This is a genomic window from Acidobacteriota bacterium, from assembly GCA_016712445.1.
GTDB lineage: Bacteria > Pseudomonadota > Alphaproteobacteria > Caulobacterales > Hyphomonadaceae > Hyphomonas.
In genome coordinates, this window is the sequence record JADJRB010000001.1 from 2277464 (window position 1) to 2296171 (window position 18708).

At 64.1% G+C, this 18708-nt stretch carries 17 protein-coding genes; 8 read left to right on the forward strand and 9 right to left on the reverse strand.

Going from position 1 to position 18708, the window contains the following annotated elements; translation table 11 throughout:
• Genes trbL through trbB form a run of 6 tightly spaced genes read right to left on the reverse strand, consistent with a single transcriptional unit; the run spans position 1 to position 6049 of the window.
• Positions 1-1314 carry a P-type conjugative transfer protein TrbL gene (gene trbL / locus IPK75_11585; GenBank protein MBK8198997.1) on the reverse strand — a complete coding sequence of 438 codons (1314 nt, stop codon included), beginning with the start codon at positions 1312-1314 and terminating at the stop codon, positions 1-3.
• 14 nt (positions 1315-1328) lie between these two features.
• Positions 1329-2048 (reverse strand): P-type conjugative transfer protein TrbJ, encoded by a 720-nt coding sequence (gene trbJ, locus IPK75_11590; protein MBK8198998.1) that lies wholly within the window; start codon positions 2046-2048, stop codon positions 1329-1331.
• Positions 2049-2056: 8 nt separating this feature from the next.
• Entirely contained in the window at positions 2057-4525 is a 2469-nt protein-coding gene (locus tag IPK75_11595; protein ID MBK8198999.1) for a conjugal transfer protein TrbE, read from the reverse strand.
• Entirely contained in the window at positions 4519-4773 is a 255-nt protein-coding gene (locus IPK75_11600) for a VirB3 family type IV secretion system protein (protein MBK8199000.1), read from the reverse strand. Before IPK75_11600 ends, IPK75_11595 begins: the two co-directional genes overlap by 7 nt.
• The gene (locus IPK75_11605) at positions 4770-5105 is read right to left on the reverse strand and encodes a TrbC/VirB2 family protein (GenBank protein MBK8199001.1); all 336 of its coding nucleotides are present in this window, start codon (positions 5103-5105) and stop codon (positions 4770-4772) included. The genes IPK75_11600 and IPK75_11605 overlap by 4 nt, the downstream gene beginning before the upstream one ends.
• Positions 5102-6049, reverse strand: a complete 948-nt coding sequence (gene trbB, locus IPK75_11610; GenBank protein ID MBK8199002.1) for a P-type conjugative transfer ATPase TrbB — start codon at positions 6047-6049, stop codon at positions 5102-5104. The genes IPK75_11605 and trbB overlap by 4 nt, the downstream gene beginning before the upstream one ends.
• A 319-nt stretch (positions 6050-6368) precedes the next feature.
• Between trbB and IPK75_11615 the strand changes: the two genes are divergently transcribed.
• A complete protein-coding gene (locus IPK75_11615; protein ID MBK8199003.1) occupies positions 6369-7217 on the forward strand; it encodes a DUF2285 domain-containing protein in 849 nt (282 codons plus the stop codon).
• Positions 7218-7452: 235 nt separating this feature from the next.
• Here IPK75_11615 and IPK75_11620 read toward each other — a convergent pair whose 3' ends face one another.
• On the reverse strand, positions 7453-7860 hold the full coding sequence (locus IPK75_11620; GenBank protein MBK8199004.1) for a hypothetical protein: 408 nt from the start codon (positions 7858-7860) through the stop codon (positions 7453-7455).
• A gap of 218 nt (positions 7861-8078) precedes the next feature.
• On the opposite strand from IPK75_11620, the gene IPK75_11625 reads away from it, so the two are divergent.
• Together IPK75_11625 and IPK75_11630 are read left to right on the forward strand one after the other, a co-directional pair.
• Positions 8079-8873, forward strand: coding sequence for a Fic family protein (locus IPK75_11625; protein MBK8199005.1), 795 nt, complete (start codon positions 8079-8081; stop codon positions 8871-8873).
• A gap of 32 nt (positions 8874-8905) precedes the next feature.
• Positions 8906-10044, forward strand: a protein-coding gene (locus tag IPK75_11630) for an IS3 family transposase (protein ID MBK8199006.1) whose coding sequence is annotated in 2 segments (ribosomal slippage) — positions 8906-9167 and positions 9167-10044 — 1140 coding nt in all. Because the reading frame shifts where the segments join, the coding sequence is not laid out codon by codon here.
• Here the strand turns inward: IPK75_11630 and IPK75_11635 are convergent.
• Both IPK75_11635 and IPK75_11640 read right to left on the reverse strand, forming a co-directional pair.
• Complete coding sequence (locus IPK75_11635) at positions 10023-12263, reverse strand: TonB-dependent receptor (GenBank protein ID MBK8199007.1); 2241 nt, start codon at positions 12261-12263, stop codon at positions 10023-10025. The genes IPK75_11630 and IPK75_11635 overlap by 22 nt on opposite strands.
• 170 nt (positions 12264-12433) lie before the next feature.
• Positions 12434-13282, reverse strand: coding sequence for a 2-keto-4-pentenoate hydratase (locus IPK75_11640; GenBank protein MBK8199008.1), 849 nt, complete (start codon positions 13280-13282; stop codon positions 12434-12436).
• Positions 13283-13464: 182 nt separating this feature from the next.
• On the opposite strand from IPK75_11640, the gene IPK75_11645 reads away from it, so the two are divergent.
• The 5 genes from IPK75_11645 (at position 13465) to IPK75_11665 (ending at position 18606) form a co-directional block, all read left to right on the forward strand.
• Positions 13465-14859: a pectate lyase gene (locus IPK75_11645; GenBank protein ID MBK8199009.1), complete on the forward strand. Its 1395-nt coding sequence runs from the start codon at positions 13465-13467 to the stop codon at positions 14857-14859.
• Positions 14860-14999: 140 nt separating this feature from the next.
• On the forward strand, positions 15000-16043 hold the full coding sequence (locus IPK75_11650; GenBank protein MBK8199010.1) for a LacI family DNA-binding transcriptional regulator: 1044 nt from the start codon (positions 15000-15002) through the stop codon (positions 16041-16043).
• Between the two features lie 89 nt (positions 16044-16132).
• On the forward strand, positions 16133-16774 hold the full coding sequence (locus tag IPK75_11655) for an RpiB/LacA/LacB family sugar-phosphate isomerase (protein MBK8199011.1): 642 nt from the start codon (positions 16133-16135) through the stop codon (positions 16772-16774).
• A gap of 47 nt (positions 16775-16821) precedes the next feature.
• Positions 16822-17583, forward strand: coding sequence for a 2-dehydro-3-deoxy-D-gluconate 5-dehydrogenase KduD (kduD, locus tag IPK75_11660; GenBank protein MBK8199012.1), 762 nt, complete (start codon positions 16822-16824; stop codon positions 17581-17583).
• Positions 17584-17607: 24 nt separating this feature from the next.
• Positions 17608-18606 (forward strand): sugar kinase, encoded by a 999-nt coding sequence (locus IPK75_11665; GenBank protein ID MBK8199013.1) that lies wholly within the window; start codon positions 17608-17610, stop codon positions 18604-18606.
• Positions 18607-18708 lie beyond the last annotated feature (102 nt).

Genomic DNA, 18708 nt, shown 5'->3' on the forward strand with positions numbered 1-18708 from the left:
TTACTCGTCCTTGTCATTCAGGGAGGGGGCTGCGCCGGAGGAGCCGCGATCACCGTCGCGCAGGGCATGCATCGCCAGCTGGCGGGCCTCGCCGAGGCGCTGGGAGGCGCGCATGCCGCGGGCCCAGCCGGGGCTCTTCTCGGGTGGTGAGGGGGATGGGTTCTCTGAGGGCGATGAACTTGATCCGCCGGTCGCCTCGAACGTGCCGCGGGAGCCGCGCCGGTAGGCCTCGCGCACGGCGTTGACCGGGCCGGAGGCGGCGCGGCGTGCGGTGTCACCAGCGGCCTGGGCGACGCCGCCGAGACCGGCGGCAAAGCCGGCAGCGCCTGTCTTGCCCGAGGCTGCGCTCCCGAGATCGAATGCGGTGCGCGCCCCGCCCGCCATCGAGGCCCCGGCCTTGACGGCGCTCACCGCGCCGCCCGCGGCCGCGCCGAGTGCGGCCTTCGCGCCAAGGCCCGCGGCGACCGTGCCGGCTGCCACGCCTGCAGCGGCGCCGACCGCCGAGCCTGCGCCGAGCTGCGGCGCGCCGGTGATCAGGCCCGCCGCCATGCCGGGGCCGAATACGCCCATCCATAGGAAGACGGTCGCCGCCAGTACCGTGCCCATGACTTCGGCAAGCGTCACATCTTCAGTGCCTGCAAACGCATCGGTGATGGTGGCGAACAGGGTCGAACCGATGCCGATGATGATGGCCAGCACCATGAGCTTCAGGCCCGAGGTGATGACATTGCCGAGGACGCGTTCGGCGAGGAATGAGGTCTTGTTCCAGAGCGCGAAGGGCACGAGCACGAACCCGGCCAGCGTCGTCAGCTTGAACTCGAGGATCGCGACGAACAGCTGCACCGCCAGCACGAAGAAGGCGATCAGGATCACGGCCCAGGCGATGAGCAGCACCGCGATCAGGATGAAGTTCTCGAAGAAGGCGATGGGCCCCATCATCTCGCTGGCCTCTTCAAGCAGCGGTAGAGCGGCGCCGTATCCAACGCCGGCGATATAGCCGGGCCGCATCAGGTCCTCGGCGGTGATCAGGCTGGAGCCCGCCTTCAGGCCGAGCCCGGCGAAACTGTCGAAGATGATCTGGGAGAGCCCGGCGAAATTGCCGAGCAGGAACGCAAAGAAGCCGACATAGAGGACTTTCTTGATCAGCCCGGCAATCACGTCGGCATTCTGTGAGAGGGCCCAGAAGAGGCCGGCCAGCGTGATGTCGATCACGATCAGCGTGGAGGTGAGGTAGGCCACATCCCCCTGCAGCAGGCCGAACCCGCTATCGATGTAGCGGATGAAGGTTTCCAGGAACCGGTCGATGACATCCATCTCTTCCATGGGCGTTAGTCTCCGGTGCCGAGGAATGTTTGCAGGCGGGCACGGCCCCGTTCGGCTTCCGCGAGCTTGCGGGCCTCTTCCAGCGCTTCGGCCCGGTGCTGAGCGGCGAGCATCGCCTCGATCTGCATCAGCTGCTGGTTGGTCATCGCGCTTAACTCATTGCCGGCCTGCGCCGCCTGGAGCGCGCCGACGGCGTCCTGGCTTTGCGTGACGAGGCTGCGGATCGCGCCCGCATCCGTCTCGTTGTCTTCGAGTGCGGCGGCTGACACCGTCAGCGTTTCGCGGAATGCGTCCCGCGACTGGCGCCAGCGGGCCCGGGCATCCTCGACAAGCACGGAGCCCGGTGTCGTGGCGCCATAGTCTTCCGGATAGGCGGTCTCGTAGTCCCGCTCGATCTCATCGACAGAGTAGCCGATGCCCTGCGCGCGGCGCAGCAATTCCTGGATACGCAGGACCCGCTGGCCGATGATGCTCTCGGCCACGGAAACGGGGAGGGTTTCGAGATTGCGGGCCATGTTCTCCAGCATCTCGATCTCATGGGCGAGCTGCTGGACCTGGCCTTCGAGTTCCTGCAGGGCGCGGACAGCCTGCAGTATGTTCTGGGCATGGTTTGCCGGATCATAGACGGCGAGCTGCGCCATCGCGGGCGGCGCGAGGAGTCCGGCAACCGGTATGGCCATCAGGGGCGCGGTTGTCATCAGCAGGCAGGCAAGGCGGCGGCGCATGGGGCGGCTCATTCGGCAGCGAGAATCTGTGGACGGAAGGGTTGGCTTTGCGGTCGCTCGGACGGGCGGCCCGGCCATCGGCTTAGGAGGCCTGCCGCCCAGGCGAGGCCCTTTTCGTGGAGCCAGGTTTCGGCAAATCCTTCGCCTTCGGTCTCGGCCATCACGCGGTCGAGCGTGGCTTGGTCTTCCGGCGTTCCGGCGGCTGCGAAGGCGAGCGCGACCGGGCCTAGGCTGAGATCGAACAGGCGGCAGCCTTTGGGCGACTGGAAATAATAGTCCCGCTTTGGCGTCGCCCGCGCGATGATCTCGATCTGGCGTGCGTTCAGCCCGAACCGCTCATAGGTCTCCCTGAGAGCTGGCTCCTGCGCGCGTTCATTGGCAAGGAATATCCGGGTCAGGCAGCTTTCGAGGATCGCCGGAGCGATCGCGCTCGCGCTGATGTCGGAAAGCGACTGAGTGGCGAACACCACCGCGACATTCTTCTTGCGCAGTGTCTTGAGCCAGTCGCGCAGGCGCGCCGCGAAGACCGGCGCATCAAGGAACAGCCAGGCCTCGTCCAGCATCAGCAGCGTGGGGCGCCCGTCAAAGCGCGCCTCGAGCCGGTGAAAGAGATAGGTGAGCACGGCGGTCGCCGCCGCGCTTTGCTGCATCAGCTCTTCCATCTCGAAACAGGTGACGGAGGCGAGGGCGAGATCTTCCTCGTCCCCGTCGAGCAGGTGGCCATGGGGCCCTGCCAGCGTGAACGGATGCAGCGCGGTCTTGAGCGCCTCATCCTGCAGCAGAAGGATAAGACCCGTCAGTGTACGTTCAGATTGCGGCGCTGATGCGAGCGAGTTGAGCCCCTGCCAGAGGCGGGCCTTGAGCTCCGGCGTCAGGCTGACGCATTCGCCAGCAATCAGGCCTGCCAGCCAGTCCGCCGCAAAGCTCGCCTCTGCTGGTTGGTCGATGTCTTTCAGCGGCTGGAGCCGGGGGCGCCGGGCGCCGCCGAGATCCAGATGGACACCGCCCATGCCGAGCACGGCCGCCCGGGCGGAGCGTCCCTTGTCAAAGAAAAAGACCTGCGCGCGACCGTAGCGCTGCCATTGGAGGGCGAGCATCGAGAGCAGGACCGACTTACCTGCGCCGGTGGGCCCAAGGATGAGCGTATGGCCGACATCACCGGCATGGAGATTCAGCCGGAAAGGCGTTGACCCGTCGGTGCGCGCCTCGATCAGTGCCGGAGCGCGAAGGTGCCTGTTCTGCTGCTCGCCGGCCCAGACCGCCGAGAGCGGCACCATGTGCGCGAGGTTCAACGTATTGAGGATCGGCTGGCGGATATTGGCATAGACATGGCCGGGTAGGCTTCCGAGCCAGGCATCGACCGCATTGAGGGATTCCCGGATGACGGTGAAGCCCTTGCCATTGATGATGCGTTCGGCGTGGCGGGCGTGTTCGTCAGCGACGCGCGGGTCGTTGTCGCTGACGGTGAGGGTTGCCGTGACATAGCCATAGGCCACGAGATCGCTCCCGAGTTCCTGGAGCGCGGCGTCCGCATCGAGCGCCTTGTTGTCGGCGTCACTGTCGAGCAGCGCTGATGGTTCGTTGAACATGGTCTCGCGCAGGATGGCGGCCACCGACTTGCGCTTGGCAAACCAGTGCCGGCGTTTGCGCCCGAGGACTTTTTCGGCCTCTGCCTTGTCCATGGCGATGAACCGCGTCGCCCAGCGATAGGCGAAACCCTGGCGGTTCAGCTCGTCGAGTAACCCCGGCACCGTCGATCCGGGAAAGCCGAGGATTGTCAGGACGCGGAGGTGTGTATCCCCGATCATAGGTTCGAGCCCGCCCGTGAACGGCTCATCGGCGAGGACCGCGTCCAGGAAGACGGGGATTTCCGGCGCGGCGACCGTGTGCCGCCGGCTCGAAATGCAGGCGTGAAGATAGGTCAGCGTCTCGCCGTCCGAGAGCGGCGCAATCTCGGCAAGCGCCATCGACAGGAGATCAAAGGTGCGCTCCCCTTGTTGCTGGAACACGAGGAGGCGTTCGCGCCAGCCTGCGCCTTCCGGGCGCTCAGGGCGCTCGATCAGCGCCTTCTCGGCGCGCGCATTGCTGTCCGGCGGCGGCAGCCAAAGCAGAGTCAGATAGTAAGCGCTCTCAAATCTTGTGCCTGCTTCCTCGGCGGCGACGGCGCGCTCCTCATCAATCAGCCAGGAGACAGGATCCGGGAAATCCGAGGACGGATAATCGCCGGCTTCCTCTCTTACCGCTTCAAAGAAGAGGGCCCAGCCGGAGCCAAACCGGCGCAGCGCATTGTTGACCCGTGCCATGACGGCGACGAGTTCGGATCCCGTTGAGCTTTCAAGGTCGGGGCCGCGATAGCGGAACGTCGTCTGGAAGGCGCCGTCCTTGTTGAGGACAACGCCCGGCGCGACAAGCGCCGCCCAGGGGAGGTAGTCGGCCAGGAGGCGCGGCGCAGCAGCGTATTCGCGCAGGTTCAGCATGAGAGGTGTTCCTTGTGCCGGAGCGCGCGGATGAGCGTCGCCATGAAGTCCGGGTCGTGCCGGGCGAGGAAGACAGCCGCCGAATGCCCGAGGAGCCAGATGAGGAGGCCGGGGATCCAGAGCTGCAGACCGAGACCTACAGCGGCCGCGAGCGTGCCGATCGAGATCGCGAGACTGCGCGGGGCGCCGGCCAACAGGACGGGCTCGGTCAGCGAGCGGTGCAGCGGAATCTCGAACCCCTCTGTCACTGGATCAGCGCCCCGCCGCCAAACGAAAAGAAGGTCAGGAAGAAGCTCGTCGCCGCGAACGCGATCGACAGGCCGAACACGATCTGGATAAGCTTGCGGAAGCCGCCGGACGTCTCGCCGAAGGCAAGTGTAAGGCCGGTAATCGTGATGATGATCACCGCCACGATACGGGCAACGGGTCCCTCGATTGAGGAGAGGATCTGGTCGAGTGGTCCTTCCCAGGGCATGCCGGTGCCAGCGGCATGCGCCGGCAGGGCGAGCCCAAGTGCGAGCGCGAGGCTGAGGGCCTGAATGCCCCTCCGGGACAGGGTCGGTGAACGAGAAAGCGTCATGAGGCATCTCCTTGGCTGACGAGGGATAGGGAGCGGCAAAGCACAGGCTCGGTGCGGTAGCCGTCTCCCGTGAACTCAAGCACGCGAACCGCGTCTTCGACGCGGCGTTGGCCGCCGGCGCGGGACATGAACACGATCACGTCGACGGCTTCCGCGATCAGCTCAAATGGCGCGCGCGCTGTCGCTTCGCTGACGAGCTGCTCGAGACGGCTGAGCGCGCCGAGGGCAGAATTTGCATGGAGCGTTGTAAGACCGCCCGGATGGCCGGTGTTCCAGGCTTTTAGGAGATCGAGCGCTTCGGCCCCGCGTACTTCGCCGACAATGATTCGGTCAGGGCGCAGACGAAGTGTCGAGCGCACGAGGTCGCGCAGCGATACACGGGCTTCCTGCGTGCGCAGGGCAACCAGATTGGCGGCAGAGCAGGCGAGTTCGCGTGTATCTTCGAGGATGACGATCCGCTCGCCGCTAAAGCCACCCTCCGCCAGCAGGGCGTTGGCAAAGCTCGTTTTGCCCGAAGAGGTGCCGCCCGCGATGACGATATTGGCACGTTCCGCGACCAGCGCCTTGAGCGCGCCCGCAAGCGCCGGCGACAGCGCGCCCTGCCGCACATAGTCCGCAAGCGTGAACGGCGTGCAGGCGAGTTTTCGGATCGAATAGCAAGGCGCCGCAGACACAGGCGGCAGGACGCCTTCAAAGCGCTCGCCGGTCCCTGGAAGCTCGGCCGAGACAATTGACGCGGTCGGGGAATTCCCAGCACCAACGCTGGACGCGACAAGCCGGATCACCCGTTCGCGGTCGCCGGCCGAAAGGACATGCGCCGTCGGGATGAGGCCGCGTCCGGCTTCTTCAATCCAGACAGACCCGTCGGGATTGACCATGACTTCGATCGTCGCATCAGATTCAAGAGCTGCGCGCACGACAGGGCAAAAAGCCGTTCGCAGCATCGCGCTCAGGCGGCGCCGGGTGCTTTCTGTCTCATATGTGTCCGTCATTGGATCAAACCTTGGCTTCAATTCCAGGCTCTATTGTTCCGGGAACGGACGCTTTTGGGGAGTTGGAGCGCGGGCCATATTATGCAGCCGGGCGCTATGCGCGGAATACGGGTGCAAAATGGTTGTCTTGATGAACACTGAAGGGCGAAGATGATCCCAAACGGCTCAAGCCTTAACAAATCAGCAATCGATGTTAACTTCCTTGGAGAGCAATAGTAAATCGCTTAAGTGGAATCATATTTGCTTGGCATGCGCCGTGGAGGCAATGCCGATGAAAATTTTCACTCTCGAATCCTCAGGAATTCTGGCGGACTACGACTATCTCTCGCGGCTCTCTATGGATCGATGGGCCTGGGAATATCTGCGGCGCAATGAAGAGTTCCGCCGGGATGCATCCGTGCGCAGCAACGATGACATTTCCGAGCGCATGGCGCCATGCGCACCCATCCGTATGCTGAAGGCACGAACCAGCCAGACGCTCGCTGAGCGCTGGGGACTGGTCCTGATGCCGGACCCCAGCAAGAATGGCTTTGACGCCGATGTCGTCTGGAACCGCGCAGCCTTCCCGGACCAGGTCGAAATCAATTGTAGCCCGCGCGCCGCCGACCAGACCTGCGATATCTGGGAGCGGAGCATGCCCTTCTGCCAGATGACCCATATCAGTGATCATCAGGGCCGGGAGTTTCTGCTCACGCGCGGCAAGGGCTGCGTTGTGCAGGTCAGGTGTACCGGTATGTCGCTGATCGGGCTCGAGCCTGTGCGCATGAAACTGACAATCTCCGACATCACGGCCTACGAGCGCAAGCTCAAGGTCCAGAAAGCGGCGCTTGAGATCTATGGCGACGGGCCTGATCTCTCCCAACCCCTCTGGACCAAGACGACCCAGATCCTGCGCGACGGTCTCATCGCACTCGATGGCATCGCCTGCGGTATGAACCGGCGCGAGATTGCAGAGACCATCTACGGCCGGGAAAAGGTCGCGGAGCAATGGAATGACGACCGGGGCTCGATGAAGGACACGCTCAGGTATCTGGTCCGCAAGGCTGAGGCCCTGAAGGATGGCGGATACCTGATGGAACTTCTTGGCGCGAACGTCGGGCCACAGCGTATCCTGGCCTGAAGAGGCCCAGCTTCTTCGCGGTCCGCCCGCGCGGTCGCGCGGGTCTGTCCGGCCTGGCGGCCTGCCCGGCGAGGCTCACTGAGGATCCGGTTGCCCGTCTGCAGGCCTAGGGCTGGGACTCGCCGGCGGACGCGCGCGCCGCGCGCTTCCCACTGGCCGCGAGTGTGTTCTGGATCGAGGGCGTCTGAAGCGATTGCGGCCAGAGGGGTCGCGGGCGCTTGATCGGAAGCCGGGTTCAGGCGGCGCTGCGAACCCGCATTGTCCGCTGCATGATCCCGGCGCGGTCGTCGGCCTTGAACTGCATATCGAGCAGCCCGGCTAGCAGGTCCTCGTCTCGCGGGATGATCCGGAACTCAATTCGGGCTGCGCCGCGCGACGCAAGCCAGAGGCTTGCTTCTGCGGCGAGCTCGCGCACGTCCGATTGCCAACCGGCAGTGTGGTCCACAAGGATGGCTGGGATGATGCCCGTGTCGGCATCCAGGCTGAGCCAGATCGCGCTTGCGAGTTGGCTGTCGCGGAGGCCTGCGAGGATACGCAGTTCGGCGTCAGGTGCGGGCAAGGCGCCGAGCAGGTGCCCGGTCTCGCTCAGCCGGGAGAGCCCGGCCGCGTCGCTTTGACGGAAATCGCGGATATGTAGCGCCATGACACATCCGTCATGGAAAGATTCGGGCAACGGGCGCGAGTCTTTAAGATCTGGGCCCGGCTTATTGGGACGCTAAAGCTTTTCGCCTAGCGGTATGGGCTGAACTCGGCGATTTTCTCGTTGCCCGACAAGGCGCGAGCCTTTAGCTGCACCTGCGGACTATTAAAGCGTACAGAGTTATCCTTTAATAACGATTGGGCGCTATTAAAGGATGAATCATGGCAGCACCGCAGGACTCCGGCCGGAAAGGCAAATGGGTGACGAGCACCGTCACCGGCGAGACCGTGCGCGCCTTCCTGCCGCCGGACTTGCCGCCGCGGCCCCCGATCGACATGGCCGGCCTGTCGGTCCTCGCCAGCGAGGCCATGCTTGCCCTCGGCCGGCTGGACGGCGTGCGCAGCGTTGCGCCCGACACCTCTCTCTTCCTCTACATGTACGTGCGCAAGGAAGCGCTGCTTTCATCCCAGATCGAAGGGACGCAGTCTTCGCTGTCGGACCTGCTCCTCTACGAAGATGAGGCCGCTCCCGGCGTACCGCTCGATGACGTCGAGGAAGTCTCGACCTATGTGGCGGCGCTGACGCATGGCCTCGACCGCATCCGCGGAGCGTTCCCGCTATCGCTCCGCCTGCTGAAGGAAATGCACGCCATCCTCCTGTCGTCGGGCAGGGGAAGCACGAAGCAGCCAGGCGAGTTCCGCCGCTCGCAGAACTGGATCGGCGGGACACGGCCCGGAAACGCCCTGTTCGTGCCGCCGCCGCCGCAACATGTGCTGGATCTCATGAGCAATCTCGAGGCTTTCCTGCACGAAACGGACTCCGGCCTGCCGCCTCTAATCAAGGCGGGCCTCGCGCATGTTCAGTTCGAAACGATCCATCCGTTCCTCGATGGCAATGGCAGGCTCGGGCGCCTGCTGATCACGCTGTATCTCTGCGAGCAGGGAATCCTCGACGAACCGCTCCTTTATCTCAGCCTCTACCTTGGTCTGCCTCCCGCAAAGTGGTCCAGTATTTGAGTTAGTCCCGGCTCCGATTATGGAGTTGAGACATGGGCAAGAGAGCCAAGCCTGAAGAGATCATTGCGAAGCTGCGGGAGGTGGAGGTTCGCCTTGCCCGCGGTGAGACAGCTGCTGCGGCGGCGCGTGCCGTGGGTGTGACGGAGCAGAGCTATTACCGCTGGCGCAAAGAGTATGGTGGCCTGCAGGTCGACCAGGCGAAGCGCATGAAGGACCTTGAGAAGGAGAACCAGCGTCTGCGCCGGGCGGTCTCCGACCTCACGCTTGATAACCAGATCCTCAAGGAGGTTGCTCAGGGAAAGTTCTGAGCCCCTCCCGCAAGCGCGCTGCGGTCGATCATGTGGTGGAAGAGCTTGGCGTGACTGAGCGCCGGGCGTGCCGCGTGATCGGCCAGCATCGTTCGACCCAGCGTAAGCCGCACATCCGGCGAGACGATGAAGACGCCGTGACAACGGCGATCACTCGCCTGGCAGAGCGGTTTGGTCGGTACGGCTACCGGCGGATCACGGCCCTGCTCAGGGACGATGGCTGGCATGTGAACGAGAAGCGGGTTTACCGCATCTGGCGGCGAGAGGGGCTGAAAGTACCGATGAAACAACCAAAACGCGGCCGTCTCTGGCTGAATGATGGCTCGTGTGTGCGGCTGCGGCCGGCGCACAAAGGCCATGTCTGGTCCTATGACTTCGTCCAGGACCGCACCCACGATGGAAGGGTGTTCCGTATGCTGTGCGTGATCGACGAGTACACACGCGAGTGCCTCGCTATCCGGGTTGAGCGCAAGCTCTCCTCCAGGGATGTCCTCGACACGCTGGGCGAGCTGTTCGTTCATCACGGGGCACCCGAGCACATACGATCCGACAACGGCCCCGAGTTCATTGCTAAAGCTCTGCGCGAATGGCTCGAACGCATCGGCGTGAAGACGCTTTACATCGAGCCTGGCAGCCCATGGGAAAACGGCTATTGCGAAAGCTTCAACAGCAAGCTGCGCGACGAGTTGCTGGCGAGGGAAATCTTCTTCGATCTGCGCGAGGCAAAGATCCTGATCGAAGCGTGGCGGCAACACTACAACACCGCCCGGCCGCACTCGTCCCTCGGCTACAAACCACCCGCCCCAAAAGCCATCTTGCCCGCGGCGTTCATGCCGCCTTACTATGGGGAGGTGGCAGCATGAACGCCGCTACCGTGAAACCGCCGGGCTAACAAATCTGGCGGACCACTGCTGAGGGGCAGGCCAAGGGCAAGCAGGCCTTCATCTTGGAAGTACCACTCGAACGAAGCATCGTAGGTGGTTGCGCGGAACGGATCGAGGGCAGGGTTGCCCGAGTTGTAGCGGTAGGGAGGGCCGTTGAAGCTGTCGAGCGAGCCGCCCGGCGTCAGGTTGCCGAGGGACGGACGTGCCATCACCTTGGCGGCCGCAACGCGGAGCAGGAAGTCGTCGCGCAGTTCGAAGGTCACGTTCGCGGACGGCAGCGTATCTTCATAGGTGCGCTCGACCGTGACCGGCGTGCCGCTGACCTGACCCGTGGAGGTCGTGGTCGTTTCGACATACCGTACACCGACGTTTCCGCGAACCGGGATGGTGCCCAGTTCGGTGCGGAAGTCGAGCTGGGCGAATGCGCCCAGATCTTCTTCTTCAACCTTGCGGTCGTTGCCGGCCTGCAGGACGCCGGGAATGCTGTAGATGCCAAGCAGGTCGGCAGCCGCGAGAACGTCCGGTGCAATCCAGCTCGTGTCGATGCCGCCGGGTGCGCCGAGGCCGCTTCCGAAGCCGCTGACGAGCGTGACGAGATCCGGCGTGATCGGCAGGCCGACTGCGCCGACCGGACAAGACACGGTCGGGAGGCCGCAGACGAGCGAGCCGAAAGTCGATTCACGGCGGTACTCGGTCGTGCGGAATTCGAACTGCTTGAGGCTGGCGCCGCCCTGCAGCGTCAGGCTGTCGTTCAGATCGTAGGCGAGCGAGCCGGCAACCGTTTCGAACTTGTTGTCGACGTATTGCGGACGGTCGCGGTATTCGGTCAGCGCGAACTCGGTCGGATCGGTGACGTCGAGCGAACCGAAATCGATGAACGGCGTTTCGGAATTGCCGCGGAAGTCATACGAGTAGCCGGTGACCGTGCCGAGCGCATCGAAGAACATCGTCGTCTGGACGGGGTTGTCGAATTCGGAGATGACCTGTCCGGCGACGAAGTCGCCGCGCAGGCGATCGGTGAATTCGTGATCCACATCGACCGTATACTGAGTGAACGTGGTTTGCAGTTCGTCAAACCGGTTTTCCGAACGGATGGGGTGTGTGCCGTTCGCCAATGGCGTCACGTCGAAGACGCCGTAATCCATCGTGTTGTTGTTCGGGTTGATCGAGAAATCGGTTACCGAGAACCGGTTCTCCTGGCTCCGCATGAACACTTCGAGGTAGGATTCCTCGCGTGTGCCTTCGAAGTCGGAGTGCAGGACGTCGAGCGAGACGGTGGTCGCGTCGGTCGGACGGAACTGCAGCGAGCCGGTGATGCCGAGACGCTCCTGTTCGTGGGTCAGGCGGCCATAGCGCGGGATGCGCGGGTGGTAGATGCTCGAGTTGACGTCGATCAGCGAGCAGTCCGGGCCGGCCGGGCAGGCGGCGCCGTTGACGGCTGCGAAGTTCGCGTCCTGCCACCGCACCGTGGAGAAGCCCTCTTCGATGATCGTCCGGTCGGAATAGGCGACCGAGACGAGCGCGCCGAAGGTGCCCGAGTCGTTTTTCCAGGAGAGGAGGCCGGCATAACGTGGGCTCGATTCTTCCGAGAGGTCATTGTAACCGAGCTGGACCGAGCCCGCGGCGGTCATGCCCGGGTCATAGTCGAACGGTTGGGCGGTGCGCAGGTCGACTGTTGCGCCGAGCGAGCCTTCGTCGATCGAGGCGGACGAGGTCTTGGTGACCTTCAGCTCGTTGAAGAGGTCCGAGGCGAAGGTGTTGAAGTCGAAGCCACGGCCGCGGTTCGAGCCGCCGGAGGCATCGGAAGCGCCGCTTGTGGCGAGGGCTTCCATGCCGTTGATCCGTATGCGGGTGAAGTCGGCGCCGAGGCCGCGCACCGTAATCTGGCGGCCTTCGCCGCCGACGCGGTCGATCGACACGCCGGGGATGCGCTGCAGGGATTCGGCGAGGTTGAGATCGGGGAAGTCGGCGATGTCTTCCGCGCTGATCGCATCGACGATGGCCGACTCATTGCGCTTGATCGCGATGGCCTGCTGGAGGCTTTGGCGGAAGCCAGTCACGACGACCGTTTCCTGACGGCTTTCATTGTCGTCCGGAGCTTCCTGTTCCTGTGCGGATGCGCCGCTTGCAATCAGGCTGACCGCAGCTGCGCCCATGAGCAGCCGGAAGTTGAAGGGGGTGTCCTTGAAACGCATCATTGCTCTCCTCCCAGGATTGAGCGTTTGTCATTGGTCGCCTCCTCCAAGGGAAGCCACTCGTTATGTCACCGGTAGCATAATTGTTTGTGCTACCGGTAGCAATTCTTAATATGTCGATCCTGTCATCTTGTGGTCCATTCCCGACATGTGTTGCATTTTCGTCTCGCGGCTCAGGCCGGATTCGACTGGTTCTGTGAGCTGGGCGCGCGCGCGGCGCTGCAGGTGATGGGAGCAAGCCCCGCCATTTCAACGGAGGCGGTCTGGCCCGGACGAAGAGGGTGAACGCCGGTCACGGCGCCGGTCGTGATCTGCATGCCGCGCCGCAGCGGATGGCCGATCCGGGCGCAGATTTCGAGCACGGCGCGGAAGGATTCGAGGGGGCCGCCGGGGATCGAGGCGGCGTCGGCCTGGCCGACTTCAACGCCGTCAATGAGGGTGCGCAGGCGCCATTCGGTCGGCGAGGCGGCGCGCCATTCACGAATTTCTTCGCCGAGGATCAAACCGTTATTGTTGCCGAAATCCGACACGGTCACGAGCGGACCGAAATCGTTGATGCCAGCAAACGGGCTGGACGCGATCTCCATACCCAGGCGGAAAACGCCTGCGATTTCAGCGGCTTCGGTGAGGGTCCATTCCAGTTTGGATGCGGGCGCGTCCTGTCCGACCTCGATAACGATCTCGCCTTCTACGGCGCCGAACCCGCCTGCGAAGAGGTGGATGGGGCTCGGGGCGTCACCGGCCTTTGCAAGCTGGCCGGCGAAGATCGGGCCGGCGAGGCGGTCGGTGCCGTATTGTGCGTCCCAGGGCGCATTGATGCGGCCGACCTTCCATCCGGCGATCCGGTCGGGCCACAGGCTGATGGCCTGTGTCTGGACGGCATACGCCTCCGCCATCGTCGAGGGCAGGGACCCGGGATAGGCCGGAAGCGAGGCGCCGGCACGGCGCGCGCCGACGAACGCGGAAGCGCGCGCGTCGGCTGCCGGCGAGCCGGTCCTTCCGGGAGAATTCGTATCCGCCATGCCGTCTCGACCCCTGATGGCGGCGTGACCGTCGCGGGCCCGCCTGCCGAATTGTTTTCTTCCAAGGTCTGGTAGACACCTTTGGAAACCGGTGTCATAATCTTGCGAATTGGCGACGTGTCAATCAGTTTCTCGTCGCCTCAGCTCAGAAAATGACGAAAATCGGAAATCGGGAGGAATGCATGACGGGACAACTCCAGAGGGTTGCGGCAGCTTTGGTGATCGCGGTTTGCCTGCCGATGGCGGGCTGCGCGACACCGGCGGGCGCTGGCGAAGCGGAGTCGGTGGCCGAGGCCGCGTCCAGGGCCGCGCCGGCGGCTGGGCCGGAATGGTTTTTTCCCGCCATCGACTGGCAGGCCATCACCGATGGCGGCCGGGGCGGCGAGATCGTCCGTGTAACGACATTGGCGAATGAGGGCCCCGGCTCGCTGCGCGAAGCGGTGGCGAAGCCGGGCGCGCGGATCATCGTGTTTGAAGTGGGCGGCGTGATCGATCTCGGCAAGGAAACGTTGGTGGTCTCGAGCCCGGATGTCACGATCGCCGGGCAGACAGCGCCGTCACCCGGCATCACGCTGATCCGCGGCGGCATCGACGTAAAGACCCACGATGTGATCATCCAGCACCTGCGCGTGCGGCCGGGAGACAACGGCGAAGCGCGCGGCAGCGGCTTTGCGGAGGACTCGATCTCGACGGCCAGCGCTTATAACCTCATTCTCGACCATTGTTCGCTGACCTGGGCGGTTGACGAAAACATGTCGGCGTCCGGCCCGCGCTTCACCGGCGAGACGCCCGACGACTGGCGGGCCGGCACCTCGCACAACATTCTCTACAGCCACAACCTCGTGGCCGAAGGCCTGGCAGACGCCACGCACCCGAAATTCGAGCATTCCAAAGGGTCGCTGATCCATGACAATGTCAGCGGCATCCTCATCTACGCCAATCTGTATGCGCACAATTACGAGCGCAATCCGCTGTTCAAGGGGGGCGTACACGGACAGATCGTCAACAACTTCATCTATGATCCCGGCCAGCGCGCGGTGCACTACAACCTGCAAGGTCTCGAATGGGGCGCAGTGCCTTATGAAGTGGGGCGGATGGACCTGATCGGAAACGTCATGCGCGGCGGCCAGTCGACCCACCAGGGTCTTCCGCTCGTGATGATTGGCGGCGACGGCGACCTTGAGCTTTATGCGCGCGACAACATCGCGGTCGACTGGAAGGGCGACGCGCTGCCTGAGCGGGGACGCTATACCACCGGCCGGGCGAAGATCGTTGACGCAAGTGCGCCGCTTCCGCTTCCGGAAGGCTTGCCGGTGCTGGCGGCCACCGATGTTGAGAAGTTCGTGCTCGCCAATGCCGGCGCCCGGCCATGGGACCGCGACGGCCACGATGTGCGGGTGCTCGCAAACGCGGCCGAAGGGCGCGGCGAGATCATCGACAGCCAGTCCGAAGTGGGCGGCTATCCAAAGGTGGAGCCCACGGCGCGGCCGTTCGATCCGGCACTCTGGGATCTAAACACCATGCTGCCGACATCGCCCGACGCGCTCGATTCGAGCCAGAAGGGCCGGGGCACCTGATCGCCGGGTGATCGCGGGCAGAACTTGCCAAAAGCCGGTCGCCGCGCGAGACAGGCTTTTGGCAAGTTTCCGCGTTGCATCAAGGGCTTTCAGTGACCGACATTCCCGACTCCGAGCATGAAGCCGAAATCGCAGACGCCTTGCGCGAGGCGGCGGCTTTCAGGGCGACGGGCCGGGCCACCATCAACGACATCGCTCGTATTGCGAAGGTGTCCAAGAAGACCGTGTCGCGGGTGATCAACGAGAGTCCGCTGGTCAAGCCGCGTACCCGGCACCTCGTCAAGGCGATCATCGCCGAGCTTGGCTTCACGCCTGACCCGCAGGCGCGGGCACTGGCGCTGCGCCGGTCGTTCCTCGTCGGCATGGTGTATGACAATCCCAGCCCGCAATACGTGGTGAACATGCAGCGGGGCATCCTCGACGGGCTGGAGGATACCGACTTCCAGCTGGTGCTGCGGCCGGTGAACCGGGGAGACGCCAATTACTGGCACCGCCTGCGCACCTTCATCCAGCAGCACAAGCCGTTCGGCCTGATCCTGCCGCCATCGGTCTCCGAGGATGAAGAACTGGTCGACATGCTGCGCGAGCATGAGGTCGATTATGTGCGCATCGCGTCGGTGGAACTGGACACGCCGGGGCGGATGATCCGCACGCATGACGCGGAAGGCGCGGCCCAGGCCGCGCGGCACCTTTGTTCACAGGGGCACGTTGACATCGCCCACATCCAGGGGCCGGAAACCTTCCGCTCGGCGCATGAGCGCCGGGCAGGATTCGTGCGCGGCCTCGTGGAGGCTGGCCGGAGCCTGCCGCCGGCGATGATCGCCGAAGCCGGTTACACATTCGATTCGGGCCTGCAGGCGATGGAGCGCCTTCTCTATGCCAAACGGCGGCCCACGGCTGTGTTCGCGGGCAACGACGAGATGGCGACCGGCGCCTATGTCGCCGTGCGCAAGGCTGGGCTCCGCATCCCGGAAGACATTTCGATTGTCGGTTTCGACGACACGCCGATTGCGGGGCGGCTCTGGCCAGGACTGACAACCGTGCGCCTGCCGATCCGCGACATGGGGCGCGCCGCCGCGCAGCTGCTGCTCGACCAGGCGGCCGGGAAGGAGCCCAAGGAAATCATCAGTTTCCAGCCCGAGATCGTGGTGCGCGAGTCGACAGCGCCGCCGCCGGCGAATTGATCCATCCCGCCGCCGCGAACCACTTGCGGACCCGCGGTCGGGTTGATATGACACCGGTTACCAAATGAGACACTGCGGAGGACGCCACCATGAAAATCGCGCTCATCATCGAGAACAGCCAGGCCGCGAAAAGCAGCCTCGTCCATGAGGCGCTCACGACGGTTGCCGAACCGCTTGGCAACCAGGTGTTCCACTACGGCATGTACACGCCAGAGGACAAAGCGCACCTGACCTATCCGATGATCGGCATCCTTGCCGGCATCCTGATCAATTCGAAAGCCGCCGACTTCATCGTGACCGGCTGCGGCACGGGCATGGGCTCGAACCTCGCCTGCAACTCGATGCCGGGCATCTTCTGCGGTCTCGTGATCGATCCGACGGATGCCTACCTGTTCGGCCAGATCAATGACGGCAACGCCATTTCCATGCCTTATGCCAAGGGCTTCGGTTGGGCGGCTGAGCTGAACCTGCAGGATTGCTATCGCAAGCTGTTCGAGGTCGAGCGCGGTGTCGGTTACCCGAAAGAGCGCGCGGCCGTCATGGCCAAGAACCGCGGTATCCTCAGTGATCTGAAGAAGGCGTCTTGCCACGATATGCTCACGGTACTGAAGACCATCGACCAGGAATTGCTGAAGACCGCGATCTCCGGGGAGAAGTTCCAGGAGTATTTTTTCGCGAACTCGCAGGATGCGGCGATCTCAGACTATGTGAAGGGCGTGCTTGCGTCCTGAAGCAGGGCGTGAGCCCGCGGGATCGAAACAATGTTCCGGAGGAATCCATGAGCCTCAATTCGTTCAGTCTTGCAGGCAAGGCCGCGATCGTCACCGGCGCCAATACGGGCCTCGGGCAGGGCATCGCCGTAGCGCTTGCGGAAGCCGGCGCCAACCTCGCGCTTGTTGGACGGTCCTCGCCCGAGGAGACGGTTGAGCTTGTGAAGAAAGCGGGCCGCAAGGCGCATGTCATCATGGCCGATCTCGGCAGCCTGGAACGGGTTGACGCGATTGTGGACGAAACCCGCGAGGCGCTCGGCGGCATCGACATCCTCGTCAACAATGCCGGCATCATCAAGCGCAACGACTCGATCGATTTCACCGTCGAGGAGTGGGACAGCGTGATGAACACCAACCTGCGCACGCCTTTCTTCCTCAGCCAGAAAGCGGCCCGCGCGATGATCGATGCGGGCAAGGGCGGCAAGATCATCAACATCGCGTCTATGCTCTCCTATCAGGGCGGCATCCGCGTGCCGTCCTATACCTCATCCAAGAGCGGCATCGTCGGCATGACCCGCATCCTTGCAAACGAATGGGCCAAGCACGGTATCAACGTAAACGCCATTGCGCCGGGCTATTTCGAAACCAACAACACCGATGCTCTGCGGGCGGATGAAAAGCGCAACACCGAAATCCTCGGCCGTATTCCGGCCGGTCGATGGGGCCGTCCGTCGGACCTTGCGGGCGCCGCGGTATTCCTGTCTTCGTCGGCCGCCGACTATGTCCATGGCACGGTGCTCGCCGTGGACGGCGGCTGGCTCGCGCGGTAGGCAGGGCAGGGGGAGAATCGCGGGATGGGTGCTCGGGTAGTCTGTTTCGGCGAGTTGCTGCTGCGCCTTACGGCGCCGGGCAGCGAACGCCTGCTGCAATCCCACACGCTGGAGGTCTGCGTCGGCGGCGCCGAGGCGAACGTTGCCGTTTCGCTGGCAAATTTCGGCCATGATGTTCGCTTTGCGAGCGTGGTGGCGGACAATCCGCTCGGCTCGTCTGCGCTCGGCGAGCTGCGCCGGCACAATGTCGGCACCGGCGATGTACGCCGCGGGCCGGAGCGGATGGGCCTCTATTTCCTCGAACCGGGCGCGGTGCGCCGGCCGTCGGGCATCACCTATGACCGGGCAGGCTCGGCCTTCGCGCAGACAGCTCCGGATTGTCTCGACTGGGACGAAATCCTTCCGGGGACGGATCTCCTCCACATTTCCGGCGTCACGCCGGCCATCGGCCGGAATGGCGCAGACGCTGCGATCCGGGCCGTGAAGGCGGCCAATGCGGCCGGCGTCTCGGTGTCGTTCGATGGCAACTACCGGGCATTGCTCTGGGAGGCGTGGAGAGGCAATGGACCGGACATCCTGAGAGAAATCCTGTCGGCTGCAAGCACGGCCTTCATCAACGAACGCGATCTCGCGCTGATCCTCGGGCGCAGCTTCGCTTCGCGCGCCGAAGCGTATGCGGCGGCTTTCGAGGCTTTCCCGCGTCTCAAGCAGATTGCCGCGACCACCCGCCAGCAGGCGTCGGTGGACGACCAGGCGATTGCGGGCGAATTCGTCACGCGCGCAGGGCGCTGGGTGTCTCCCGTCCACGACCTTCCGGGCGTGGTCGACCGGATTGGGGGAGGCGATGCGTTTGCGGCGGGCGCGCTGCACGCGATCCTGACCGGGCGCGATCCCCAGTACATCATCGATTTTGCCGTCGCCGCCGGCGCCCTGAAACACTCGATACCGGGTGACTTCAACCGTGTTTCAGTTGCCGAAGTTGAGAGCGCGATGGCCGGGGGCAGCCTGGACGTCCGGCGCTGACCGGTGCGCACCAGATTAGTATTGACACCGGTTACCATAGCGTGAGTATGGGCCGACAAGAAGAACAAGTCGGAGCTCTGGCAGCCACAAGGCCGGAGTAGG

Coding starts and splice junctions, on each gene's coding strand:
- trbL (MBK8198997.1), bottom strand. CDS start 1,314: ATGGATGTCATCGACCGGTTCCTGGAAACCTTCATCCGCTACATCGAT.
- trbJ (MBK8198998.1), bottom strand. CDS start 2,048: ATGCGCCGCCGCCTTGCCTGCCTGCTGATGACAACCGCGCCCCTGATG.
- IPK75_11595 (MBK8198999.1), bottom strand. CDS start 4,525: ATGCTGAACCTGCGCGAATACGCTGCTGCGCCGCGCCTCCTGGCCGAC.
- IPK75_11605 (MBK8199001.1), bottom strand. CDS start 5,105: ATGACGCTTTCTCGTTCACCGACCCTGTCCCGGAGGGGCATTCAGGCC.
- trbB (MBK8199002.1), bottom strand. CDS start 6,049: ATGCTGCGAACGGCTTTTTGCCCTGTCGTGCGCGCAGCTCTTGAATCT.
- IPK75_11615 (MBK8199003.1), top strand. CDS start 6,369: ATGAAAATTTTCACTCTCGAATCCTCAGGAATTCTGGCGGACTACGAC.
- IPK75_11620 (MBK8199004.1), bottom strand. CDS start 7,860: ATGGCGCTACATATCCGCGATTTCCGTCAAAGCGACGCGGCCGGGCTC.
- IPK75_11625 (MBK8199005.1), top strand. CDS start 8,079: ATGGCAGCACCGCAGGACTCCGGCCGGAAAGGCAAATGGGTGACGAGC.
- IPK75_11635 (MBK8199007.1), bottom strand. CDS start 12,263: ATGATGCGTTTCAAGGACACCCCCTTCAACTTCCGGCTGCTCATGGGC.
- IPK75_11640 (MBK8199008.1), bottom strand. CDS start 13,282: ATGGCGGATACGAATTCTCCCGGAAGGACCGGCTCGCCGGCAGCCGAC.
- IPK75_11645 (MBK8199009.1), top strand. CDS start 13,465: ATGACGGGACAACTCCAGAGGGTTGCGGCAGCTTTGGTGATCGCGGTT.
- IPK75_11655 (MBK8199011.1), top strand. CDS start 16,133: ATGAAAATCGCGCTCATCATCGAGAACAGCCAGGCCGCGAAAAGCAGC.
- kduD (MBK8199012.1), top strand. CDS start 16,822: ATGAGCCTCAATTCGTTCAGTCTTGCAGGCAAGGCCGCGATCGTCACC.
- IPK75_11665 (MBK8199013.1), top strand. CDS start 17,608: ATGGGTGCTCGGGTAGTCTGTTTCGGCGAGTTGCTGCTGCGCCTTACG.